21 protein-coding genes are annotated in these 24709 nt (G+C 63.2%); 19 read left to right on the top strand and 2 right to left on the bottom strand.

What is annotated here, in order from left to right; translation table 11 throughout:
- Positions 1-63 precede the first annotated feature (63 nt).
- The 19 genes from mraY (at position 64) to TM49_RS18165 (ending at position 22865) form a co-directional block, all read left to right on the top strand.
- A complete protein-coding gene (gene mraY / locus TM49_RS18255) occupies positions 64-1164 on the top strand; it encodes a phospho-N-acetylmuramoyl-pentapeptide-transferase (RefSeq protein ID WP_045683348.1) in 1101 nt (366 codons plus the stop codon).
- Between the two features lie 8 nt (positions 1165-1172).
- A complete protein-coding gene (murD, locus tag TM49_RS18250; RefSeq protein ID WP_045683346.1) occupies positions 1173-2582 on the top strand; it encodes a UDP-N-acetylmuramoyl-L-alanine--D-glutamate ligase in 1410 nt (469 codons plus the stop codon).
- Between the two features lie 3 nt (positions 2583-2585).
- On the top strand, positions 2586-3746 hold the full coding sequence (ftsW, locus tag TM49_RS18245; protein WP_045683344.1) for a putative lipid II flippase FtsW: 1161 nt from the start codon (positions 2586-2588) through the stop codon (positions 3744-3746).
- 9 nt (positions 3747-3755) lie between these two features.
- Entirely contained in the window at positions 3756-4868 is a 1113-nt protein-coding gene (murG, locus tag TM49_RS18240; RefSeq protein ID WP_045683342.1) for an undecaprenyldiphospho-muramoylpentapeptide beta-N-acetylglucosaminyltransferase, read from the top strand.
- The gene (gene murC / locus TM49_RS18235) at positions 4868-6268 is read left to right on the top strand and encodes a UDP-N-acetylmuramate--L-alanine ligase (RefSeq protein ID WP_045683340.1); all 1401 of its coding nucleotides are present in this window, start codon (positions 4868-4870) and stop codon (positions 6266-6268) included. Before murG ends, murC begins: the two co-directional genes overlap by 1 nt.
- Positions 6269-6494: 226 nt before the next feature.
- Entirely contained in the window at positions 6495-7418 is a 924-nt protein-coding gene (locus TM49_RS18230; protein ID WP_045685465.1) for a D-alanine--D-alanine ligase, read from the top strand.
- 17 nt (positions 7419-7435) lie between these two features.
- Positions 7436-8332, top strand: a complete 897-nt coding sequence (locus TM49_RS18225; protein ID WP_045685463.1) for a cell division protein FtsQ/DivIB — start codon at positions 7436-7438, stop codon at positions 8330-8332.
- Positions 8329-9642, top strand: coding sequence for a cell division protein FtsA (gene ftsA / locus TM49_RS18220; RefSeq protein WP_045683338.1), 1314 nt, complete (start codon positions 8329-8331; stop codon positions 9640-9642). The genes TM49_RS18225 and ftsA overlap by 4 nt, the downstream gene beginning before the upstream one ends.
- A gap of 59 nt (positions 9643-9701) precedes the next feature.
- Positions 9702-11360, top strand: a complete 1659-nt coding sequence (gene ftsZ, locus TM49_RS18215; protein ID WP_045683336.1) for a cell division protein FtsZ — start codon at positions 9702-9704, stop codon at positions 11358-11360.
- Positions 11361-11643: 283 nt separating this feature from the next.
- A complete protein-coding gene (lpxC, locus tag TM49_RS18210; RefSeq protein WP_045683334.1) occupies positions 11644-12582 on the top strand; it encodes a UDP-3-O-acyl-N-acetylglucosamine deacetylase in 939 nt (312 codons plus the stop codon).
- Between the two features lie 257 nt (positions 12583-12839).
- On the top strand, positions 12840-13691 hold the full coding sequence (locus TM49_RS18205) for an outer membrane protein assembly factor BamD (RefSeq protein ID WP_082074804.1): 852 nt from the start codon (positions 12840-12842) through the stop codon (positions 13689-13691).
- 23 nt (positions 13692-13714) lie between these two features.
- On the top strand, positions 13715-15379 hold the full coding sequence (gene recN / locus TM49_RS18200; RefSeq protein WP_045683330.1) for a DNA repair protein RecN: 1665 nt from the start codon (positions 13715-13717) through the stop codon (positions 15377-15379).
- A 256-nt stretch (positions 15380-15635) separates the two neighbouring features.
- The gene (locus TM49_RS18195) at positions 15636-17081 is read left to right on the top strand and encodes a phospholipase D-like domain-containing protein (RefSeq protein ID WP_045683329.1); all 1446 of its coding nucleotides are present in this window, start codon (positions 15636-15638) and stop codon (positions 17079-17081) included.
- A 67-nt stretch (positions 17082-17148) separates the two neighbouring features.
- Positions 17149-17997: an endonuclease/exonuclease/phosphatase family protein gene (locus TM49_RS18190; RefSeq protein ID WP_045683326.1), complete on the top strand. Its 849-nt coding sequence runs from the start codon at positions 17149-17151 to the stop codon at positions 17995-17997.
- A 59-nt stretch (positions 17998-18056) separates the two neighbouring features.
- Positions 18057-20204, top strand: coding sequence for an NAD-dependent DNA ligase LigA (gene ligA / locus TM49_RS18185; RefSeq protein WP_045683325.1), 2148 nt, complete (start codon positions 18057-18059; stop codon positions 20202-20204).
- A 115-nt stretch (positions 20205-20319) separates the two neighbouring features.
- Complete coding sequence (locus TM49_RS18180) at positions 20320-20805, top strand: CreA family protein (RefSeq protein ID WP_045683324.1); 486 nt, start codon at positions 20320-20322, stop codon at positions 20803-20805.
- A 47-nt stretch (positions 20806-20852) separates the two neighbouring features.
- Entirely contained in the window at positions 20853-21326 is a 474-nt protein-coding gene (locus tag TM49_RS18175) for a GFA family protein (protein WP_045683323.1), read from the top strand.
- 5 nt (positions 21327-21331) lie between these two features.
- Positions 21332-21931: an SCO family protein gene (locus TM49_RS18170; protein ID WP_045685461.1), complete on the top strand. Its 600-nt coding sequence runs from the start codon at positions 21332-21334 to the stop codon at positions 21929-21931.
- A gap of 49 nt (positions 21932-21980) precedes the next feature.
- Positions 21981-22865, top strand: a complete 885-nt coding sequence (locus TM49_RS18165; protein WP_045685459.1) for a 50S ribosomal protein L11 methyltransferase — start codon at positions 21981-21983, stop codon at positions 22863-22865.
- A 68-nt stretch (positions 22866-22933) separates the two neighbouring features.
- Here TM49_RS18165 and TM49_RS18160 read toward each other — a convergent pair whose 3' ends face one another.
- Both TM49_RS18160 and TM49_RS18155 read right to left on the bottom strand, forming a co-directional pair.
- Complete coding sequence (locus TM49_RS18160; protein ID WP_045683322.1) at positions 22934-23491, bottom strand: YdeI/OmpD-associated family protein; 558 nt, start codon at positions 23489-23491, stop codon at positions 22934-22936.
- 116 nt (positions 23492-23607) lie between these two features.
- Positions 23608-24618 carry a GlxA family transcriptional regulator gene (locus tag TM49_RS18155; RefSeq protein WP_045683321.1) on the bottom strand — a complete coding sequence of 337 codons (1011 nt, stop codon included), beginning with the start codon at positions 24616-24618 and terminating at the stop codon, positions 23608-23610.
- Positions 24619-24709: the final 91 nt, after the last annotated feature.

Genomic DNA, 24709 nt, shown 5'->3' with positions numbered 1-24709 from the left:
GCGCCGGCGATGTCCCGAGGCGGGACGTCCGGCGCATCCGGCCGTCGCTGGAAAGGGGCGTTTATGCTGATTTGGCTTGTGGAGTTTTCCGACAGGTTCCAGTTCTTCAATCTGTTCCGCTACATCACCTTCCGCTCCGGCGCGGCGGTCTTTACGTCTGCGCTGATCGTCTTCCTGTTCGGTCCGGCGATCATTTCGGCGCTCAAGATCCGGCAGGGCAAGGGCCAGCCGATCCGCGCCGACGGGCCGCAGACTCACTTCAAGAAAGCCGGTACGCCCACCATGGGCGGGCTGATGATCCTCGCCGGCATCGTCGGCTCGGCGCTGCTGTGGGCGGACCTTTCCAACGCCTACGTGGTGGCGACGCTGCTGGTGACCCTCGGTTTCGGCGCGATCGGCTTTTATGATGACTACCTGAAGGTCACGAAACAGTCCGACAAGGGCTTTTCCGGCCGCCGGCGGCTGTTTTTCGAATTCATCATTGCCGGTGGCGCGGTCGCCTTCATGATGTATGCGGCAAACCTCGCCACCATTGACGGCGCCACGCTCAGCTCGGCCCTGACCTTTCCCTTCTTCAAGGATTTTGTCCTCGACCTCGGCTGGTTTTTCATCCCCTTCGGCGCCTTCGTCATCGTTGCCGCGGGCAACTCGGTGAACCTGACGGATGGGCTTGATGGTCTCGCCACTGTGCCGGTGATCATCGCCGCCTCCTCGTTTGCGGTGATTGCCTACGTCGTCGGCAACTCGGTCTTCGCCACCTATCTGCAGATCAATTACGTGCCTGGCACCGGCGAACTCGTCGTGCTGCTTTCCGCCGTCATCGGTGCCTGCATGGGCTTTCTCTGGTTCAACGCGCCGCCGGCCGCAATCTTCATGGGCGATACCGGTTCGCTGGCGCTCGGCGGGCTGATCGGCTCGGTCGCTGTTGCCACCAAGCACGAGATCGTCATGGCGATCATCTGCGGCCTTTTCGTGCTCGAGGCGCTCTCGGTGATCGTCCAGGTCGCCGTCTACAAGCGCACCAAGCGGCGCGTCTTCCTGATGGCGCCGATCCACCACCATTTCGAAAAGCTCGGCTGGACCGAAAGCCAGGTCGTGATCCGCTTCTGGATCATCTCCTTCGGCCTTGCCCTCATCGGCCTTTCGACCCTGAAACTGAGATAGGTGCGGACGTGATCGCGGTCACCGTTTTTTCCGGTCAGACAGTAGCGCTCTTTGGCCTTGGCGGCTCGGGGCTGGTCACCGCCCGCGCGCTGGCCGCCGGCGGTGCGGATGTCGTCGCCTTTGACGACAAGCCGGAAAGCTGCGATGCGGCACGAGCCGCGGGCATTGCCGTCACCGATCTGCGCACCGTCGACTGGAGCGCGTTCGCAGCTCTCGTTCTCGCGCCCGGCGTGCCGCTTACCCACCCGAAGCCGCACTGGACGGTGGAGATGGCGAAGGCGGCCGGCGTCGAGATCATCGGCGATATCGAGCTCTTCGCCCGTGAACGCCGCAAGACGGCGCCGGAAGCCAAGCTGATCGCGATCACCGGGACCAACGGCAAGTCGACGACCACGGCGCTGATCGGCCATATCCTAGACAAGGCCGGACGCAAGGCCGAGGTCGGCGGCAATATCGGCCGTGCGGTGCTCGACCTTTCGCCGCTGACCTCTGATCGCTTCTATGTCGTCGAGTGCTCGTCCTACCAGATCGATCTCGCCCCGACGCTTGATGCGGATGCCGGATTGCTGCTGAACCTGACCCCTGATCATCTCGACCGCCATGGCGACATGGCAAACTATGCCGCCATCAAGGAGCGGCTGGTGATGCAGGCGGGCGTCGCGGTGATCGGCGTCGACGATGACTACTGCCGCGCCATCGCCGAAAGGCTTGATGCGGTGCATCACCGCGTCGTTCGTATTTCCAAGGACCGTGCGACGGTCGACACCGGCATCGCCTTCAACGGCGGCGCCATCGTTGCCGTTGACGCCGCCGGCGCGGATACCGTCATCGCCGATCTCTCCAGCCATCCCGTCCTTCGTGGCGCCCATAACGGCCAGAACGCCGCAGCCGCGATCGCCGCTTGCGAAGCTGTCGGGCTAACGGATGCCGAAATCGTCACGGGGCTGGCAAGCTTCCTTGGCCTTGCGCACCGCATGCAGCCGATCGCCAAGCTGAACGGCGTGCTCTTCGTCAACGATTCCAAGGCGACGAATGCCGATGCGGCGGCGCCGGCACTTGCGTCCTTCAGCGACATCTACTGGATCGCGGGCGGACGTGCCAAGGCGGGCGGGATCACCTCGCTTGCACCGTTCTTTCCGAAGATTGCCAGAGCCTATCTCATCGGCGAAGCGGCTCCGGCCTTTGCCGAGACGCTCGACGGCAAGGTCGAGACCGTGCTGGCCGGCACGCTCGACGCGGCGGTGCGCGCTGCTGCCGATGATGCCGCCGCGGGCGGGACCGCTGCACCGGTGGTGCTGCTGTCGCCCGCCTGCGCCAGCTTCGACCAGTTCAGGAGTTTCGAACAGCGCGGCGATGCCTTCGTCAGCGCGGTCATGGCACTCGACGGGGTGAAACCGCTTGTCAAGGAGGAGGCGTAAGCCATGGTCAGTCGCGTAGAAAGAGGCCCGATCGCAGACTGGTTCTGGACCATCGACCGATGGCTGCTTGCCGCCTTCATCACGCTGATGGGCATCGGCTTCATGCTCTCTTTCGCGGCCTCGCCGGCGGTTGCCGAACGGCTCGGTTATGACAGTTTCTTCTTCGTGCGCCGCCATGCGTTGTTCATCGCGCCGGCGCTCGCGGTGATGATCTCGCTTTCCTTCTGCTCGCCGAAGATGATCCGCCGGATCGCGATCGTCATGCTGATCGGCGCGCTTCTGGCGATGGTGGCGGCGCTGTTCATCGGCACATCGAATAACGGCTCGCGGCGCTGGATCGTGATCCTCGGACAGTCGGTGCAGCCATCCGAGTTCCTGAAACCGGCCTTCGCCGTCGTGTGCGCCTGGCTCTTCGCCGAGCACCAGCGCTATCCGGAAATCCCCGGCAATCTCTTTGCCAGCATGATTTTCATCGTGTCCGCGGTGCTGCTCATCGCCCAGCCGGACTTTGGCCAGACGGTGCTGCTGTCGATCATCTGGGGCGGCATCTTCTTCATGGCGGGCATGTCGTGGATCTGGATCGTCGGGCTCGGCGGCGCCTCCGTTGCCGGCGTGCTGGCGGCCTATACCTGGCTGCCGCACGTGACCTCGCGTATCGACCGGTTCCTGACCGGCGAGGGCGACAACATGCAGGTGGAGCTTGCCGCCAAGGCGATCCAGCGTGGCGGCCTGTTCGGGCAGGGTCCGGGCGAGGGCATCGTCAAGCGAAGGTTGCCGGACAGTCATACCGACTTCGTGTTTTCCGTGGCGGCCGAGGAGTTCGGCATCCTGTTCTGCCTGTTCATCGTCGCGATCTTCGCCTTCATCGTGTTGCGCGGGCTGATGCATGCCTATCGCGAGCGTGATGATTTCACCCGTTATGCCGTCGCCGGCCTCGTGCTGCAGTTCGGCATGCAGTCGATCATCAATATCGGCGTTGCGCTGCAGCTGATGCCGGCCAAGGGCATGACCCTGCCGCTGATTTCGGCTGGCGGCTCTTCGATGGTTGCGACCTGCGTCGGCGCCGGCTTCATCCTGGCACTCACCCGTCACCGGCCGGAAAAGCGGGCGCGGCAGGACCATTACTATGAACCCGGCAAGCCGCGCGGCGTCGCGGCGGAGTAGGGGCGCGCTATGGACAGCAAAGTGTTCTTTCTTGCCGCCGGCGGTACCGGCGGCCATGTGTTTCCCGCCGAAGCGCTGGCGCATGAACTTATTCGCCGCGGCCACCGCGTTCATCTCGTTACCGACAGTCGCGCCGAGCGCTTCGCAGGGACGTTTCCTGCCGAGAAGATCCATGTCGTGCCCTCGGCGACGATCGGTTCGAAGAACCCGATTGCGATCATCCGCGCCGGCATCACGCTCTTCCGCGGATCGCGCGTTGCCCGCAACCTGTTCGGTGAATACCGCCCGGCCGTGGTCATCGGTTTCGGCGGCTATCCGACCGTACCTCCGATCTACGCCGCGTCCAGTGTTGGCATACCGACCATGCTGCATGAGCAGAATGCGGTGATGGGCCGCGCCAACAAGATGCTTGCCCCGCGCGTCAACGCCATTGCGGGCGGCTTCCTGACGCGCGATGACCCGCACTATGCCGGCAAGATCTTCGAGACCGGAAATCCGGTTCGGCCGGCCGTTTTCGAAGCGGCTGGCTCGGCCTATCCGGTGCGTGGTGTCGAGGACCCGTTCAACCTGCTGGTTTTCGGCGGCAGCCAGGGGGCGCATTTCTTCGCCGAAGCCATCCCTGATGCACTCGAGGCCCTGCCGGCCGAGATGCGGGCGCGTTTCCGCATAACCCAGCAGGCGCGGCCGGAGGATGTCGATGAAGTGACAGCCCGCTTTGCCGAACTCGGCGTGCCGGCGGAAATCTCGCCGTTCTTTGGCGACATGGCGCGGCGCATCGGCGCGGCGCATCTGGTGATCTGCCGCTCTGGTGCTTCGACCGTTTCCGAGCTTTCAGTCATCGGCCGCCCCGCCGTCTACGTGCCCTATCCGCACGCACTCGACCACGATCAGGCGGCGAATGCCGCGCTGGTTTCCAGGAATGGTGGCGCCGAGGTCGTGCGCCAGTCGGAGCTGACGACGGAGCGGCTCGCTGCCATCCTGAAGGACGGCGTCGAAAATCCCGAGAAACTTGCAACAGCCGCAGGCGCAGCGCGCGCCGCCGGCAGGCCGGATGCGACCGAGAAGCTCGCCGACATGGCGGAAGCGCTCGCCGCCGGCAAGACGATTGAAGGAACAGACTGATGAGAATGCCAGACGCGATTGGTGTCGTTCATTTCGTCGGCATCGGCGGCATCGGCATGAGCGGCATTGCCGAGGTGCTGAAGAATCTCGGCTACGAGGTTCAGGGCTCCGACCAGGCCGAAAGCGCCAATGTGCTTCGTCTGCGTGAGAAGGGGATTGCTGTTTCCATCGGTCATGCGGCCGAAAATCTCGGTGACGCCGAGGTCGTCGTGGTGTCCTCCGCCATCAAGCGCACCAATCCCGAGCTCGTCGCCGCCCGCGAGAAGCACCTGCCTGTGGTTCGCCGGGCCGAAATGCTGGCCGAGTTGATGCGCTTTCGCGATGCCATCGCCATTGGCGGTACCCACGGCAAGACGACGACCACCTCGATGGTCGCTTCGCTTCTCGAAGCCGGCGGACTGGACCCGACTGTCATCAATGGCGGCATCATCAATGCCTACGGCACCAATGCCCGCATGGGCGAGGGCGAGTGGATGGTGGTTGAGGCTGACGAATCCGACGGCACCTTCCTGAAGCTCCCCGCCGAAATCGCGGTCGTCACCAATATCGACCCCGAGCATCTCGACCACTACGGTACATTCGACGGCGTGCGCGCGGCCTTCCGCCAGTTCGTCGAGAACGTGCCGTTCTACGGCTGCGGCGTGATGTGTCTCGACCATCCCGAAGTGCAGGCGCTCGTCGGTCAGATCGAGGACCGCCGCGTCGTTACCTATGGCGAGAACCGGCAGGCCGACGTTCGCTTTTCCAACATCCGCACCGAAGGCACGCGCACGATTTTCGACGTCGATATCCGCCGTCGCCGCCGCCCTTCGGTGAAGCTCGAAAACCTCGCTCTGCCGATGCCCGGCCGGCACAATGTATCGAATGCCACGGCGGCGATCGCCGTTGCCGATCGGCTGCATATTTCCGAGGACGATATCCGCAAGGGGCTCGCCGCCTTCAGTGGCGTCAAGCGCCGGTTTACCCTGGTCGGCACATGGCATGACGTTCAGGTTTTTGACGACTACGGACACCACCCGGTCGAGATCCGCTCGGTGCTGACAGCGGCGCGGGAGGCCTGCAAGGGTCGCATCATCGCCGTTCACCAGCCGCACCGATATTCGCGTCTCGAAAGCCTGTTCGAGGATTTCACCGGCTGCTTCAACGATGCCGATACCGTCTTCATCGCGTCTGTTTATGCGGCCGGCGAAGACCCGCGTCCGGGCTTCGACGCCGAATCGCTCGTCGCCGGAATGCGCGCTGCGGGTCATCGTGACGCGCAATATCTCGCCGACGAATCGGAGCTTGCCCAAAAGATCGCAAGCATCGCCGAACCGGGCGATTTTGTGGTCATGCTCGGCGCCGGCAGCATCACCAACTGGGCGCAACGCCTGCCGGGTGATCTGGCGAAGATCTCCTGAATTCAGCCAGTTTTACGCTGTATCTGCAGGGCGGGCGGCTCGCCCGCCCGACCATCGTTGCGGGACGCTAACCGCCTCTTGGCCAAATGATTTTTTGCTTCGGTTAACCATAGTAAACGCTTCATTAACCATCATCCGGCACTAATGGGAATACGAAACGCTTTCCACAAAAAAGCGATATTCCGAATGTGTGCTCCGGCTTTCGCCGGTGAAGATGGGGACGGGCATGAGCTCCGGACATGTAGCTGTATTGATGGGCGGATTCTCCTCGGAGCGCCCGGTAAGCCTTGCCTCAGGCAATGCCTGCGCCGATGCGCTCGAAGCCGAGGGCTACCGTGTCAGCCGCATCGACGTCACCCGCGAGGTTGCGACGGTTCTCTCCGAGGTCCGGCCCGACATCGTCTTCAATGCGCTGCATGGCCCTTTCGGTGAGGACGGGACGGTTCAGGGCATCCTCGAATATCTCGAAATTCCCTATACGCATTCCGGCGTTCTGGCTTCCGCGCTGGCGATGAACAAGGCGCAGGCCAAGCGCGTTGCCGCTGCCTGCGGCATTCCCGTCGCCGAAAGCCTGCTGACGAAGCGCGCCGATATCGGCAGCGATCATCCGATGGCGCCACCCTATGTGCTGAAGCCGGTCAACGAGGGCTCGTCCTTCGGCGTGCTGATCGTCGATGAGGGTCAGAGCGGTCCGCCGCAGTCAGTCGCTTCGACGGAATGGCATTTCGGCGAAATCCTGATGGTCGAGCGGTTCATCAAGGGGCGCGAGTTTACCTGCGGCGTGATCGATGGTCGGCCGCTCTGCGTCACCGAGATCGTTCCCGTTGGTCAGAAATTCTACGATTTCGACGCAAAATATCGTCCGGGCGGCTCAAGACACATCCTTCCTGCCGATCTTAAACCGAATATTTACCAAAAGATTCAATCATTGGCAGTTGAGGCGCATCAGGCAATCGGTTGCCGCGGCGTCAGCCGGTCGGATTTCCGGTTTGACGAAACGCTCGGCGAAGAAGGGATTATCTGGCTGGAAGTGAATACCCAGCCCGGCATGACCCCGACATCGCTGGTTCCCGAAATGGCGGCCGATGCAGGTTACAGTTTTGGCGCTTTTCTCCGTTGGATGGTGGAGGATGCTTCGTGTTTGCGGTGAGTGGCAAAAGGCAGGACATGACTGAAGGCGGTACCGTCGACCCGAATGGTCGCGCGGGCGTGCTGCCGCGTCCGGTCCGCCGGGCCGTTCGTGTCGCCGGCGGGCTGGCGACCGGTCGCACGCCTGTGCCGAAACATGTCGGCACTGCCGCGGCGCTGGTCTTCTTCCTCGCCGTCGGCGCCAACGCGATCGTCGTCGCGGGCAAGGGCGATGTCGTCACCCGCGCCGCCTTCCGTCTTTCCGGCTTCTATGTCGAGGACATCGAGATTTCCGGTAACCACGAGACGTCAGAGATTGCGGTGCTGCAGAACCTTGGCCTCGAGAACGCCTATTCGCTGCAGGGCCTCGATATCCAGCGCGCCCGTGGCGAACTTTTGAACCTGCCCTGGGTGGCCGATGCGGATGTCCGCAAGGTCTATCCGTCGACCCTCAAGGTCTCGCTGACCGAGCGCGTACCCTATGCGCTGTGGCAGCAGGAGGATGGCCGGGTGCTGATGATCGAGCATGACGGCAATGTCATCGGGCCGATCAACGAACCGAAATTCAAGCGTCTGCCGCTGGTGCTGGGGCAGGGGGCGAACTTCGCCGTCGAGGGCCTTGGCAGTCTCTTGTCGGAGTGGCCGGAACTTGCAAGCCGCGTGCGCGCCTACAAGCGCGTCGATGGCCGTCGCTGGGACCTCTACCTCGATAACGGCGTGTTGGTGAAGCTGCCGGAAATGGGCTCCGATGCGGCTGTCGCCCGGCTGAAGTCGCTCGACGAAAGCCGCTCGATCCTCGAGCGCCAGGTCGCCGCGATCGATCTTAGGCTCGATGACCGCGTCGCCGTGCAGCTCACGCCCGAGGCGATGGAGCAGCGCACCGAAGCGGTGGAAGCCCTGCAGAAGACCTACAAGAACAAGGGGAGGCGCCTGTGACGCTGTTTGGCACTTCCGGCCGTGGCCGGGCGCTTTCGTCGAAGAAGACGCATATCGTCAGCGTCCTCGATGTCGGTTCATCCAAGATCGTGTGCATGATCGCGCGGCTGACCCCGCGTGCCGAAAGCCAGATCCTGCCCGGCCGCACCCACAATATCGAAATCATCGGCATCGGCCATCAGCGCTCGCAGGGCATCAAGAGCGGCGTCATCGTCAATCTCGATGCTGCCGAAGCGGTGATCCGCCAGTCGGTGGATGCGGCTGAGCGCATGGCCGGCATCACCATCGACAGCCTGATCGTCAATGTTTCGGCAGGTCGGCTGAAGAGCGACACCTATACGGCGGCGATCGACCTCGGCGGACAGGATGTCGATTCGAGCGACCTGCGCCGCGTGCTCTCGGCCGTTTCGCGCCGCTCGGTCAATGATGAGCGCCAGGTGCTGCACTCGGTTCCGGCCGGCTTCACGCTCGACGGCGAGCGCGGCATCCGCGATCCGCTCGGCATGTACGGCGAAACGCTCGGCGTCGACCTGCATGTGGTCTCGGCCGAACGGCTGGCGCTGCGCAACCTCGAACTCTGCGTCAACCGTGCGCACCTTTCGGTGGAGCGGATGGTGGCGACCCCTTATGCGAGCGGCCTGGCTGCCCTCGTCGATGATGAAGTGGAACTCGGCTGCGCTGCCATCGATATGGGCGCCGGCACCACGACGATCTCGGTCTTTGCCGAAGGCAAGCTGGTCCACACAGATGCCATAAGCCTCGGCGGCCATCATGTGACGACCGATCTGGCGCGTGGCCTGTCGACCCGCATGGAAGATGCCGAACGGCTGAAATGCGTGCACGGCTCGACGATCGCCTCCAGCGCCGACGAGCGCGAGATGATCGCGGTGCCTTCGATCGGCGAAGAGGATCACAACCAGCAGCGTCAGGTCTCGAAGGCCGTGCTGTCGAAGATCGTCCGCGCCCGCGTCGAGGAGACGCTGGAGCTGATCCGCGATCGCATCCAGCTCTCCGGCTTTTCGACGGTGGTCGGCAAGCGGGTGGTGCTGACGGGTGGCGCAAGCCAGCTGATCGGCCTTTGCGAACTGTCGCGGCGCATTTTGAGCCGCAATGTCCGGATCGGCCGCCCGATGGGTGTTGCCGGCCTGCCGGTAGCGGCCAAGGGGCCTGCCTTCGCGGCGGCAACCGGACTTCTGATCTATCCGCAGCTTGCGGAAAAAGAGACCTATGGCGGGGAACAGCGGGGTTTCCTGGCATCGGGCGGCGGACGCCTGTCACGCGTCGGCCAGTGGTTGAGGGAAAGTTTTTAACCAACACAAGAGATGGGCCCGCATGGCGGTGCGGCCTTAGCGAGAAGGAACGGAACGAAATGACTATTACGCTTCAAAAGCCAGATATTACTGAACTGAAGCCCCGGATCACCGTTTTCGGTGTCGGTGGCGGTGGCGGCAATGCCGTCAACAACATGATCACCGCAGGCCTGCAGGGTGTCGACTTCGTTGTCGCCAACACCGATGCACAGGCCCTGACGATGACGAAGGCGCAGCGGGTCATCCAGCTCGGCGTCGGCGTCACCGAAGGTCTCGGCGCCGGCTCGCAGCCGGAAGTCGGCCGCGCGGCCGCAGAAGAGTGCATCGATGAGATCATCGATCACCTGAACGGCACCCACATGTGCTTCGTGACCGCCGGCATGGGCGGTGGCACCGGCACGGGTGCAGCACCGATCGTCGCCCAGGCCGCCCGCAACAAGGGCATCCTGACCGTCGGCGTCGTCACCAAGCCGTTCCAGTTCGAAGGCGGTCGCCGCATGCGTCTTGCCGATGCTGGAATAGAGGAACTGCAGAAGTCGGTCGACACGCTGATCGTCATCCCGAACCAGAACCTGTTCCGCATTGCCAATGACAAGACGACCTTCGCGGACGCCTTCGCCATGGCCGACCAGGTGCTCTACTCGGGCGTTGCCTGCATCACCGACCTGATGGTCAAGGAAGGCCTGATCAACCTCGACTTCGCCGACGTCCGTTCGGTGATGCGCGAGATGGGCCGCGCCATGATGGGTACGGGCGAAGCATCCGGCGAAGGCCGCGCCATGCAGGCCGCCGAAGCCGCGATCGCCAACCCGTTGCTCGACGAAACCTCGATGCGCGGCGCGCAGGGCCTGTTGATCTCGATCACCGGTGGTCGTGACCTGACGCTCTTCGAAGTCGACGAAGCCGCGACCCGTATCCGCGAGGAAGTCGATCCGGACGCCAACATCATCCTCGGCGCCACCTTCGACGAGGAACTCGAAGGCATCATCCGCGTGTCCGTCGTTGCCACCGGCATCGATCGTTCGGCCGCGCAGCATGATGACGACCGTGCCTTCGATCAGCGCCGCGAAACCCGCGCGCCGGAAATCCGTACCTCGACCGGTGGTCAGGGAAACGGTCCGGTCAGCCAGGCTCAGCCGAAGGTCGATCCGATCGCTGAAACCATCCGCTCGGCGGAAGTCGAGATGGAGCGCGAACTGCAGATGGCCGTGACCCGCATGCCGCAGGCACCGCAGGCCCCGCAGCAGCAGCCGCGTGAGATGATGCAGCCGAAGAGCCAGATCTTCGCACAGGAACCGCGCCCGGCCGCCCCGCGTCCGGCAGTTGCCCCGCAGCCTGCACCGCAGCAGCCCCGTGCCGCTGCCCCGCAGCCCGCACCGCAGCAGCCGCGTCCGCAGGCCAGCGAACAGCAGCGTCGTATGCCGGAAGTTTCCGACTTTCCGCCGCTGGTTCAGCCGGAAATGAACACCAGCCGCCGCCATGAGCAGGAAGAGCGTGGCCCGAAGGCCCTGTTCAAGCGCCTGTCGAATACGCTTGGCCGCGGCGACGAGAGCTTTGAAGGGCATCACGTCGAGCAGGCTCCGCGCCGCGAAACAGCCCAGCAGGCTCCGCAGAGCAATCCTTACGCGCCGCGCCGGCAGGCCGAACAGCCCGCCCAGCAGCGTCAGGATGACGATCAGTTCGATATTCCCGCCTTCCTGCGTCGTCAGGCTAACTGATCGCCGCGGTTTTCGGTTTCACCCGATTAGGGAACCGGTAACCGTCTTTTCCAAAACCTTCTCGTGAAGTGACCCGGTCGCCTGTGGCGGCCGGGTTTTTACGTGTTTCGTAACATATCGAAAGAAACAGTGATTTGGTTTCCAACTGCCGCGTGCGTAAGTATCTGGCTAAAGGCGCGGGACTCGCGTCCATCTGCTGTGGTTGTGCGTTAAGGGATAGCCGCAGAAGCTGATAGCGGGTCGTCGCGGCAATGTGACAAAAGACTGTTTTAAGGGCGTTGCTATGTCGGCTGGATATTTCGGGTTGCAGACCACGATTGCGGGTACGGTTCGGACTGCGGGAATCGGCGTGCACTCCGGCAAGCCGGTGAGCATGGAATTGCAGCCCGCAGCTGCCGATCACGGCATCGTTTTCGAACGCTATGAAAATGGCCGTCTGATCGCAAGCTACAAGGCTGTCTCCGACAATGTCGGCCCGACGGCGCTCTGCACCGTGCTCGGCGATAATCCGGCACGCTGGGTTGCCACCATCGAGCATGTGATGGCCGCGCTCTATGCGCTCGGCGTCGACAACCTCACCGTCACCATCGACGGCCCGGAAGTGCCGATCATGGACGGCAGCTCGCGGGTGTTCGTCGAGGCGATCGACGAAGTCGGCATCGTCACCCTTTCCGAAAAGCGCAGCTTCATTCGCGTCACCAAGCCGGTGCGCGTCGAGAACGGCTCCGGCTGGGCCGAGTTCAGCCCCTATGAGGGCACGCTGTTCGACGTGGAGATCGATTTCGACACCCCGGTCATCGGCCGCCAGAAATGGCGCGGCGACATGACCGCGGAGACCTTTCGTCGCGAGCTCTCGGGTGCGCGCACCTTCGGCTTCATGCGCGACGTCGAACCGATGTGGGCCCGTGGCTTCGCGCTCGGCTCCTCGCTTGAGAACTCCGTGGTGATCTCGGATGACAACCGCGTCATCAATCCGGAGGGCCTTCGCTACGAGAAGGAGTTCGTCCGTCACAAGACGCTCGATGCCGTCGGCGATCTCGCCATGATGGGCATGCGTTTTGCCGGGGCGTTCCGCTCCTATCGCGGTGGCCACGCGCTGAACGCGGCTGCGGTTCGCGCCCTGTTCGAAACGGCCGGCGCCTGCGTTGTCGTCTCGCCGCGCGGCGCCCTGCCGTTCCGCCTGCGCCAGGAAGAGGCGATCCTCGCCGGTCCGGTGTCCTGAGGCGCCAAAATCAGATTGCGGTTGCGGCCCGGTCCTGAGATGTCAGGCCGGGCCGTACTGATTCTTCGAGCTAAAACAGTGATGTCTGCGACTGTCCTGCAAAGGGGTGTCAGCGGCCCATGCGGTGGCAAAACGACATAAATATGTGCGATTTTGCCGGCACATGATTGCTCTTGCCTCGCGGATATGCGTAAAACAGCGTCAAACGTCGCATAGCGTTTTGTTGACGCGCAGATAGGGCACATTGAATGACTGGTATGAAAAACCGAAAGATTCAGGGTTCGATTCGCGTGAGCGCGCTGCCCGCCGCCATTATCCTTGGCGCCGGCCTGGTGCTTGCCGGATGCTCGCGCGACAAGGACGTGGATATCACCACCCTTCAGTATGAGGCGGACCCGCCGCAGCAGCTTTATGACGAGGCGCTGGCCAATATCAACGCCGGCAAGGTCTCGGAGGCGCTGCGCAAGTTCAAGGCGATCCAGGACCAGAACCCGTTGTCGGACGAAGCCCGTCAGGCACTGGTTATGCAGACCTACCTGCAGTACCGCTCGCGCAAGTATGATGCGGCCGTCACCTCGGCCAAGCGCTACATGTCGCTTTATCCGAACTCGCCGGATGCGGCCTATGTGCAGTATCTGATGGGGCTTTCCTATTCGAAGCAGATTGCCGATGTGACGCAGGACCAGGCCGCGGCCCGGAGCACGATCGAGGCGATGCAGCTCGTCATCGACAACTATCCGGATTCCGACTACGCGACGGATGCGCGCGCCAAGATCCGCTATGCCCGCGACCAGCTCGCCGGCAAGAACATGCAGATCGGCCGCTACTATCTCGAGCGCAAGGACTATGTCGCCGCCATTTCGCGATTCGACACCGTCGTCGACGACTATTCCGATACCAACCAGATCGAGGAAGCACTCGAACGTCTGGTCGAGGCCTATTATGCGATGGGCATCGTCTCCGAGGCGCAGAATGCGGCGTGGGTGCTGGGGCATAACTACCCCGACAGCCCGTGGTACCAGCGTGCCTACGATCTCTTGAACAAACAGGGGCTCCAGCCGAAATCGGCCGGCCGCGGTTCTGACGTTTCGAGCGCCAAACCGAGCTGAGCCCCCAAGGCGCGAACAACAACATGCTTGTTCAGCTTTCCATTCGTGACATTGTCCTGATCGAGCGGCTGGAACTGCATCTCGGCGAAGGTCTCTCCGTGCTGACGGGCGAGACCGGCGCCGGCAAATCCATCCTGCTCGACAGCCTGTCGCTGGCGCTCGGCGCCCGCGGTGATGGCGCTCTCGTGCGTCACGGCCAGGACCAGGGATCGGTGATTGCCGTCTTCGATGTCGCCATGGGACATCCGGTGCGTGCGTTTCTGCGCGAGAACGACCTAGATGACGAGGGCGATCTGATCTTCCGGCGGATGCAGACTGCCGACGGCCGCACTCGTGCCTTCATCAACGACCAGTCCGTCAGTGTCCAGCTGATGCGCCAGGCGGGGCGTATGCTTGTCGAGTTCCATGGCCAGCACGACGAGCGGGCGCTGATCGAGGCCGATGGCCACCGCCGGTTGCTTGATGCCTTCGGCGGGCTCGTGCCGGATGTCGAAACGGTCGGCGAGCTTCACCGCGTCTGGAAAGATGCCGAGCGCCGTCTGAAGAAGCATCGCGCTCATATCGAGGAAGCCATGCGCGAGGCCGAGTACCTGCGTGCCTCCGTGGAAGAACTGCAGACGCTTTCGCCGGTCGACGGCGAGGAGGACGAGCTCGCCGAGCGCCGGGCAACGATGATGAAGTCCGAGCGGGTTGCGAGCGATATTTCCGAAGCGCTGGAATTCCTGAGTGGTAATGCGTCTCCCGTGCCGATGATCGCCTCGCTGGTGCGTCGGCTGGAGCGCAAGTCGCATGAGGCTCCCGGTCTCCTGGAAAGCTCCGTCGAACTGCTCGACGATGCGCTCGACAAGCTGTCGTCGGCGCAGATGGAGGTCGAGGCGGCGCTTGACCGTGCCGCCTTCGATCCGAAGGAACTGGAGCGCGTCGAGGAGCGGCTGTTTGCGATCCGGGGTGCTGCCCGAAAGTTCAACGTGCCTGTGACCGAATTGCCGGCGCTTGCCGCCCGCATGGTGGCCGATCTTGACGAACTCGATGCTGGCGAGAGCCGGCTCGCCGCCCTTGCGGCCGAAGCCGAGGCGGCGGAAAAGGCCTACGGCGAGGCCGCGGGCAGGCTGTCGGTCAAGCGTCAGGAGACGGCAACCCAGCTTGGCGAGGCGGTGCAGGCCGAATTGCCGGCGCTGAAGCTCGAGCGCGCCCGCTTCGCCGCCGTTGTCGCCAGCGACCCGCAGGATGCCACCGCTGACGGCATCGACACGGTGTCCTTCGAGGTTCAGACCAATCCGGGCACGCGGCCGGGGCCGATCATGAAGGTCGCGTCAGGCGGCGAGCTGTCGCGCTTCCTGCTGGCGCTGAAGGTGGCACTTGCCGACAAGGGCTCGGCGCCGACGCTGGTCTTCGACGAGATCGACACCGGTGTCGGTGGCGCGGTTGCGGATGCGATCGGCCAGCGACTGAAACGGCTCGCCGAAAATGTGCAGGTGCTCTCGGTCACCCACGCCCCGCAGGTCGCCGCCCGCGCCGGCGGACATTTCCTCATTTCCAAGGCCGGCAGCAAGGACATGGTCAGCACCCGCGTCGCCGTCATCGGTCCCGAGGAGCGGCAGGAGGAGATTGCCCGCATGCTGGCGGGGGCAAGCGTGACCGCCGAAGCGCGCGCTGCTGCGGCCAAGCTGCTTGCCGGCGATGGTTGATTGGGTTTTGCTGATATAGGATGAAGACAAATGCGGACTTGCTCCCGTCGATATCCCTCCTTGCGGGGGAGATGTCGCCAATGCGACAGAGAGGGGTAGGGGCACAGGCCGCGAACGCCGAAATTGCCGAAAGGGTTCACCCTCTCTGCCCCTGTCGGGGCATTTCCCTCCCCTAGGTGGGAGACAAGAGGAGCGGAGGCCTCGGCCACGAACCGCCTCCATTGCGGTGGCATAGCGACGAAGGGGACGTACGCCGATGGAAGGCTTTCTGCAGCATTACTGGCCGCATATTCTGGCGGTCATATCCTTCCTGTTCGGCGCGACCGCCGCCATTCATGCGACGATGACCAAGGACGAGGTCCGCGCTGCCATCGGCTGGGTCGGCGTCATCATGCTGTCGCCGATCCTCGGAGCGCTGATCTATGCGGTGGCCGGTATCAACCGCATGCGCCGCGCCTCGGTGCGCGACCGGCGCACCGGGCTCTATGACGCGGTAGCACGCGAGGAGAAGCTGCACCTGGTGAGCCGGGAGGCAATCGCAGAAGCCTTCGGTCCGCGCATGGCGGCGCTCTGGAACCTCGGCAACAGCGTTGCCGGCACGCCGGCGACGGCCGGCAACACGGTCAGGCTGCTGACCACCGGTGATGATGCCTATGCGGCGATGCTCGAAGCCATCGACCGCGCCGAACATTCGATCCTGATGGAGACTTATATCTTCGACGCCGATTCGATCGGCCGTCGCTTCGTCGACAGCCTTGCGGCCGCTGTTCAGCGTGGGGTCGAGGTCCGGATCCTGATCGATTCCATCGGCGCGCGCTATTCGCGCCCGCGCATCACCGGGCTTTTGCGGGACAAGGGCGTGCGCGTCGCCACCTTCAACGGCGCGGTTCTGCTGCGCATGCGGCTGCCCTATGCCAACCTGCGTACCCACCGCAAGATCATGGTGATCGACGGCGACACGGCCTTTGCCGGCGGCATGAACATCCGCGAGGCGTTCACCGGCAAGGACGCCGCCCATGACACGCATTTCGAGCTGCACGGCCCGGCCGTCGCCGACTATCTCTCGGTTGCCGCCACCGACTGGTATTTCGAAACCGGCGAGGCGCTTGAAGGCCCCGCCTGGCAGTTCGACGACAAGATGGCGAGCCCCGATGGCGTGGTCGCCCGCATCGTGCCATCCGGTCCCGATCGCAATCTCGGCAACAATAACAGCATGATCATCGGCGCGCTTTCAGTCGCGGAAGAACGGGTGATGATCATGTCGCCCTATTTCCTGCCCGACCGCGATCTCGTCTCCGCGCTCGCCACCGCCTCGCGGCGCGGCGTCAAGGTCGACATCGTCGTGCCCGGCGCCAACAACCTGGCTCTGGTCGACTATGCGATGACGGCACAGTTTGCGGAGATTATCCGCGACGGCACCCGCATCTGGCGCGATCGCGGCCCGTTCAACCACTCCAAGCTGATGACGATCGACGGAAAGTGGTCCTATCTCGGCTCCTCGAACATGGACGCCCGCTCGCTCAGGCTGAACTTCGAGACCGACATGGAAGTCTTTGATGCCGACTTCGCCAATGATCTCGAAACCCGTATCGGTGGCGCGCTGACGAATTCGGAGCGGATCACGCTGGAGGCTCTGGCGGCCCGACCGTTTGTCTGGCGTTTGCGCGACCGCATCCTCTGGCTGGGATTGCCCTATCTCTGAAAAGCGCCATATTGGTTGTCGAATGTAAAGGCCGGTCACCGACGCTGAATGGGAATGCCTCGCCGTCATGAAACCTTTGAAATCGCCGCTTGCAAATGCCGTTATGCGTTCGATCCGCGAAAACGGGAAACGGCCGGAAGAGGCCGTGCCGTTGCAGGGCGAAGGCCTGAGGGTCGCGACCTATAACGTGCACAAATGCGTCGGCGTCGACGGCAAGCTCGATCCCGACCGGACCTTCGAGGTGATCCGCGAGATCGGCGCCGACCTGATCGCGCTGCAGGAAGCCGATACCCGATTCGGCGAACGCACCGGCCTGCTCGACCTGAAGCGGATCGAACAGGAAACCGGGCTGATCGCCGTGCCGGCTGAGGCAAGTGTACGCGCGCATGGCTGGCACGGAAACGTGCTGCTGTTTCGCGATGGCGCGATCAGAGACATTCGCCGCGAGAAACTGCCGGGGCTTGAGCCGCGCGGGGCGTTGCTCACCGAGATTGCGCTGAACAACGGGAGCTTGCTGCGGGTCGTTGCCGTGCATCTCGGCCTGCTCAGGGTCTCGCGCCGGCAGCAGGCGGATCATATTCTCGGTCTCCTCGGCAATCGCGACGAGGCGGCCTCGCTGATCATGGGCGACATGAACGAGTGGCGGCTTGGCGATGGCTCGGCGCTGAAGCGCTTCGAAGCCGCCTTCGGCGAACTGCCGCCGCCGAGGGCAAGCTTTCCGGCGCGCTGGCCGGTGCTGGCGCTCGACCGAATCATTTCCAACCGCGACGGCTTGGTGCTCGATCTCGCCGCGCATGATTCGCCGCTGGCCCGCGTCGCTTCGGACCATCTGCCGCTGACGGCGCTGCTCGATACCGCCGTTTTGCGCGGCGAGGACCGCGCCGGCGATGGCGAAGCGGCACGCGCGCCGCTTTGAGCTTGCCCGCACCCTGTCCGGTGCTCTAATTCAGCGGAAACGTCGCGAAGGAGTGTGCCATGGCGAAGAAAGCGGTCGATGCGCTGACCCGGGAAGAGGCGGAAGCCGCGCTTGCCGCGCTCGCGGCCGAGATCGCGCGCCATGACGAGGCCTATCACGGCAAGGACGCGCCGGAGATCACCGACGCAGAATATGACGCGCTGAAGCGCCGCAATGACGAGATCGAGGCGCGGTTCCCCGACCTCATTCGTGCCGATACGCCGTCGCGTCGCGTCGGCTCGGCGCCGTCCGAGGCCTTTGCCCCGGTTACCCACAGCGTGCCGATGCTGTCGCTCGGCAACGTGTTTTCCGATGAGGACGTGCAGGATTTCATCGGCTCGGTCTATCGCTTCCTGGGACAGATGCCGGATGGCTCGATCGCCTTTACGGCAGAGCCGAAGATCGACGGGCTGTCGATGTCGCTGCGCTATGAGGACGGCGTGCTGGTTTCCGGCGCCACCCGCGGCGATGGGGCTACCGGCGAAAACGTGACGGCGAATGTCCGCACCATATCCGAAATCCCGAATCGCCTGCCGAAGGACGCGCCGGCGATCGTCGAGGTTCGCGGCGAGATCTATATGGCGAAGAGCGATTTCGCGGCGCTGAACGCCGCGCTCGCCGAAGAGGGCAAGCAGACCTATGTGAACCCGCGCAACACCGCGTCGGGCTCGCTGCGTCAGCTCGACCCGCAGGTGACGGCGAAGCGCCGTCTGAAATTCTTCGCCTATGCCTGGGGCGAAATGTCGGAAATGCCGGCCGATTCCCAGATGGGCATGGTGAAGACCTTCGAGGCGTGGGGCTTTCCGGTCAATCCGCTGATGAAACGGCTGTCCTCGACCGAAGCGTTGCTGGACCACTATCGCGAGATCGGCGTTCAGCGCGGCGATCTCGACTATGATATCGACGGCGTCGTCTACAAGGTCGACCGGCTGGACCTGCAGGCCCGCCTCGGCTTTCGCTCGCGCTCGCCGCGCTGGGCGACGGCGCACAAGTTTCCGGCCGAGCAGGCGATCACGCGGTTGACGGCGATCGACATCCAGGTTGGCCGCACCGGAGCGCTGACACCGGTGGCACGGCTCGAACCGATCACCGTTGGCGGGGTCGTCGTCACCAATGCGACGCTGCACAACGAGGACTATATCGCCGGCAAGGGCTCGAACGGCGAGCCGATCCGCGAGGGCCGCGATATCCGTGTCGGCGACTACGTGGTCGTCCAGCGCGCCGGGGACGTCATTCCGCAGATCGTCGATATCGTGCCGGACAAGCGGCCGGAAGATGCCGTTGCCTATGTGTTTCCGGATCACTGCCCGGTGTGCGGTGCCCATGCGGTTCGCGAGATCAACGAGAAAACCGGCAAGCTCGATGCGGTGCGCCGCTGCACGGCGGGTTTCTCCTGCCGGGCGCAGGCGGTCGAGCACCTGAAGCATTTCGTCTCGCGCAATGCCTTCGATATCGAAGGGCTTGGCACCAAGCAGGTAGACTTCTTCTTCGAGCATGAGGACGAGGCGCTTTCGATCCGCACCGCGCCCGATATCTTCACGCTGGAGCGCCGGCAGGGCGATACGCTGACGAAGCTCGAGAATTTCAACGGCTGGGGCAAGACCTCGGTCGCCAACCTGTTCCAGTCGATCAACGAGCGCCGGAGTATCGCGCTCAACCGCTTCATCTTCGCGCTCGGCATCCGCCATGTCGGTGAGACGACGGCAAAGCTGCTCGCCCGCTCCTATGGCTCCTACAGCGCCTTCGAGAAGGCGATGCGGGAGGCGGCGGCAGGCGAGGGGGATGCCTGGGACGACCTCAACAATATCGACGGCATCGGCGCCGTCGTCGCCCGCGCCATCGTCGAATTCTATGCCGAGGAAAACAACACAGATGTCATCGCCCGGTTGCTGCAGGAGGTGACGCCGGAGGACGACCAGCAGCGTGTCGATCTTTCCAGCCCCGTCGCGGGCAAGACGGTGGTGTTTACCGGCACGCTCGAAAAGATGACCCGTGACGAGGCCAAGGCCAAGGCCGAAAGCCTCGGCGCCAAGGTCTCGGGCTCTGTCTCGAAGAAGACCGACATCGTCGTCGCCGGCCCTGGCGCAGGCTCCAAGCTGAAGAAGGCGGAAGAGCTGGGCGTTCAGACGATGGACGAGGATGAGTGGCTAGCGCTCATCGGGGCGTAGGCGAACTGATTTTTCCGAACCGATCTGAGTGTTTCTCCCGCAGCTTTGCGCGTCAACCGCTTGTAACACTACCGCGCCTTCCTATCTTCAAAACCAGTTCTACGGGAGATTTGGGATGCGCGGATTTTTGATTTCACTGGTGGCCGGTCTGGCAGCCCTGACCTCTGCCGCTTCGGCCGCCGAGGTTGGCGAGGTTGGGGTCGACTGGGTCGGCAACGACATCATCGTCGAGGCGTTGCAGGATCCGGAGGTTGATGGCGTGACCTGCCATATCGCCTATTTCGACCGCTCGATCATCGACAGGCTTTCGAACGGCAACTGGTTCGAGGATCCGTCGAATTCCTCGATCGCCTGCCGCCAGACCGGACCGATCCGGATCGGCGACATCGCGCTCGACAAGGGTGGCGAGGAAGTGTTCAAGGCCGGTCGTTCGCTGATCTTCAAGCAGCTTGTGATCAACCGGATCTATGACAGCGAAAATCAGACGCTGGTCTATCTTGCCCACACGCGGGAGGTGGTGGAGGGCTCGGCCAAGATGTCGCTTTCGACCGTGCCGCTTTACGGTCAGGACGTGGTGTGGGAAAACGGGGCGCCGAACTAGTTCGCTTCGTTCGGTCGCAAAGCGCAAGTGACACCCGGGAGAGCGCCATGAAACTCGAGGCAAGCTGCCAGTGCGGCAAGGTCCGCTATTCGGTCGAAAGCCGCACCCCCTATCCCTATATGCGCTGCTACTGCAGCATCTGCCGCAAGACCGGTGGTGGCGGTGGCTATGCCATTAATCTCGGTGCCGATTCGGCCACGCTTGAGATCGAGGGCGCCGAATACAAGCGTTTCTATCATGCGCGCATGGCGCACGGCCATTCCGAGGGCGAACGGCATTTCTGCGGCGAATGCGGCACCTCGCTCTATCTTTATGACCCGCGCTGGCCGGAACTGGTGCATCCGATGGCCTCCGCGGTCGACACGCCTTTGCCGACGCCGCCCGAAATCGTCCACATCATGCTTGATTCCAAGGCCGAATGGGTGCAGGTGCCGGAGGGGCCCGGCCATGTCCACTTCGGCGGCTATCCCGAACTTTCGATCGAGGAATGGCACCGCCGGCACGGTTTGCTTGAGGAATGAACGGCATGAAGACTTTCCGACGGGTGCTCTGGGCTGCTGTCGTCATCATCTGCGCCATGATTGCCTGGCTGGTCTACGAGATCGGCCGCACCAACGAAAAGATGATGAACGTTCCCTTCGGGCCGAAATTCGCGCTGACCGACAGCAACGGCGCAGAGATCACCGAAGCCGCCTTCCGCGAAAAGCCGACGCTGCTGTTCTTCGGCTTCACCCATTGCCCGGAAGTCTGCCCGACGACGCTCTACGAGCTGAACGGGCTTCTGCACGAGGTCGACCCCGACGGCGACAAGTTTGACGCCTACTGGATCACCGTCGATCCCGAACGCGACACGCCCGAAATCATGCATCGCTACCTCTCCAACGTCACCGATCGCATTGTCGGCGTCTCCGGCGATCCGGAAAAGGTGCTGAAGATGGTCGATGGCTTCGGTATCTACTATGAAAAGGTGCCGCTCGATCCGAACGACCCGGACGGCGATTACACGATGAACCACAACGCTGCCGTGTTCATGCTCGATGACGGTGGTGTGCTGGACGGCACCATCGCCTATGACGAAGACCCCGAGGTCGCCCGAAAGAAGCTCGAGAACCTGCTGAAGGGCTGAGCTTCTGCCGCAGGCCGACCGAATGAACCACCAGAAAGAGACCGCCGCCGTGAGCCAGCTCAGACTTTACGTCACCACCGATGAAACCGGGGCAGGGCAGGTGCTCGATGGCCTTTCCGCCGCCCTCGGCGAGGAGCCCTATGCGCTCGCAACGATGGAGATCGACGAGAAGGCGAACATCTGGGAGGCCTCGGTCTATCTCGAGGATGCTTCGGAGGTTGCGGCGCTGGCGGAGATATTTGCGTCCGTGCTGGAGCGCCTGTTCGGCAGCGACCATCCCCCGGTGGAACGTGAAGACATTCCCGATATCGACTGGATCGCGAAATCGCTCGAGGGCCTGAAGCCGGTGCGTGCCGGACGTTTCCTCGTCCATGGCAGCCATGACCGTCACCATGTGCGGCCGGGCGACCTCGCAATCGAGATCGACGCCGGCCAAGCCTTTGGCACCGGCCATCACGGCACCACGATCGGTTGCCTGGAAATGATCGATACGGTGCTGAAGGCGGAGCGGCCGCAGAACGCGCTTGACCTCGGGACCGGCACGGGTGTTCTGGCAATGGCCGTGCGCATGCTGGCGCCGATCCCGGTGCTGGCGACCGATGTCGACCCCGTCGCCGTCCGCGTCGCCCGCGCCAATGCGCGGCTGAACGGCATCGTCTCCGGCGTCGATTTTGCGACGGCGCCTGGGTTTCACCACGCGGCCTTTGCACGGGCCGCCCCCTTTGATCTGATCATCGCCAACATTCTCGCCCGGCCGCTGATGAAGCTCGCGCCCGGGCTTTCGCAGCATCTGGCCCTCGGAGGCTCGGTCATCCTCTCGGGCATTCTCGCCGAGCAGCGTTGGAAAGTGCTCTCGGCCTACAATACCGTCGGCCTTCGCCATGTGCGCACCTACTGGCGCGACGGCTGGGTGACGCTGCTGCTGAAAGGCTGAGTTTAGGCGCGCGAGAGCAGCTTCGGGTTCTTTACACGAAAATGAAAGCCGACAATCCGCGAGCCGATCTAGAGCGGTTCGCCACGGTTCAGTTGCTCTAATATCTTCTGCATCCGTCTCGAGCGCGTTTCGGGCTTCTTGGCTGTCGTGAGCCTGTAGTAGATCGGGAATCGGTTGCCCCTGCCGAGCGTCGCGAAGAACGCTTTTGCTTTGGGATGCGCTTCGAGAGCGTCCAGAAAGTCTTGCGGAATGACCATATCGGCCTGGCCTGAATAGGCTGCGTCCCAGCGACCATCCGCCTTGGCTTCTTCGACCTGGCTGAGGCCAAAGGCCGACATCTTGCCGTCTGCGATGAGGGTCTCGGCGTGCTCCCTGTTTTTCTGGGACCAGTTGGACTTTCTTCTACGGGGGGTGAGGCGCTGAAGGTATGAGTGGTCGTCGAGCGCGTTCTTGCGACCATCGATCCATCCCCAGGCGATGGCTGCGATGACGCATTCCTGCCAGTTGACCGACTGCTTGCCGGAGCCTTTCTTGAAAATTCGCACCCAAAGTTCGGTCTCTTCGGCATGGTTTTTGCCAAGCCAACTGGCCAGATCATCTGCGGTTTTGAATTCAACATGTTTCATGAGGAAACCATATCAGGGTCGGTCGGAGGCTGCCACGGGTTGTATCTTCTTCGCATCGCTGTGAGGCTGCATTCTTCACTCTCGGCCTCCAGTCCACCTGGTCTTTGCGGCGTTGCTCAGACGGCGAGGCTCATCGCGTTTTCACGCACGACCATGCGGGCCTGGCGGCGCTGCGCCCGTTCCTGCTGCGGCGAGCAGTGATAGATCTCGCGGTAGCATTTGGAGAAATGCGAGGCCGAAACGAAACCGCAGGCGACCGCGACATCGACCACCGGCATCGCCGATTGCGCCAGCAGGCGGCGGGCGCGGTCGAGTCGGATTTCGAGATAATAGCGCGCTGGCGAGCGGCCCATTTCCTGGCGGAACAGCCGCTCGATCTGGCGGCGCGACAGGCCGACGGCGTCGGCGATCTCGATCAGCGACAGCGGTTCGGCGAGGTTCGCCTCCATCAATTCGATGATCTGCATCACCTTGCCGTTCTGCACGCCGAGGCGGGCTCTCAGCGGCAGGCGCTGGCGCTCGGTCGAAGGCCGGACGCGGTCGGTCAGCGCCTGTTCGCAGATGGCATTGACCAGGCCATCGCCGAATTCACGGCCGATGAGGTTCAGCATCATGTCGAGCGAGGCGGTGCCGCCGGCGCAGGTATAGATGTTGCGGTCGATCTGGAAGAGATCGGCATGGGCATCGATTTCCGGGTTGGTTTCGGTGAAACCCGGAAGGTTTTCCCAGTGGATGGCGCAGCGCTTGCCCTTCAGTAGGCCGGCGCGGGCAAGAAGATGCGTCGCCGTGCACATGCTGCCGATGCGACAGCCGCGATTGTTCAGTTCGCGCAGCCAGGCATCGAAAGACTTGTTGTAGTAGTCCTCGACGTCGAGCCCGGAACAGACCAGCACCAGGTCGGCGCGCTTTTCGCCCATCAGGGCACGGCGCTCATCGGCGAGCGAACTGTCGCTGTCGATGGCGATGCCGCTTGAGGAATAGACCTTGCCGCCGAGATCGGAAGCGATACGCCAGCGAAAGGCCTCGTAACCGAGCATTCTGTTGGCAATGCGCAATGTCTCGATCGCGCCGGAAAACGGCAGAAGCGAGAATTGGGGTATCAGATAAAAGACGAATGATCTCACCATTGTGCACACACCGCCAAATAAGGAGCCGCGAAAAACTTAACTTCTGCAAGAAATCGGGCCGCCAATTGTCTATATGCGACATTGACACAAG

The sequence above is a fragment of the Martelella endophytica genome (assembly GCF_000960975.1).
GTDB classification, from domain to species: Bacteria; Pseudomonadota; Alphaproteobacteria; order Rhizobiales; family Rhizobiaceae; genus Martelella; species Martelella endophytica.
The sequence above is the reverse complement of the archived record's forward strand: the minus strand, read 5'-3'. Positions and strand labels throughout refer to the sequence as shown.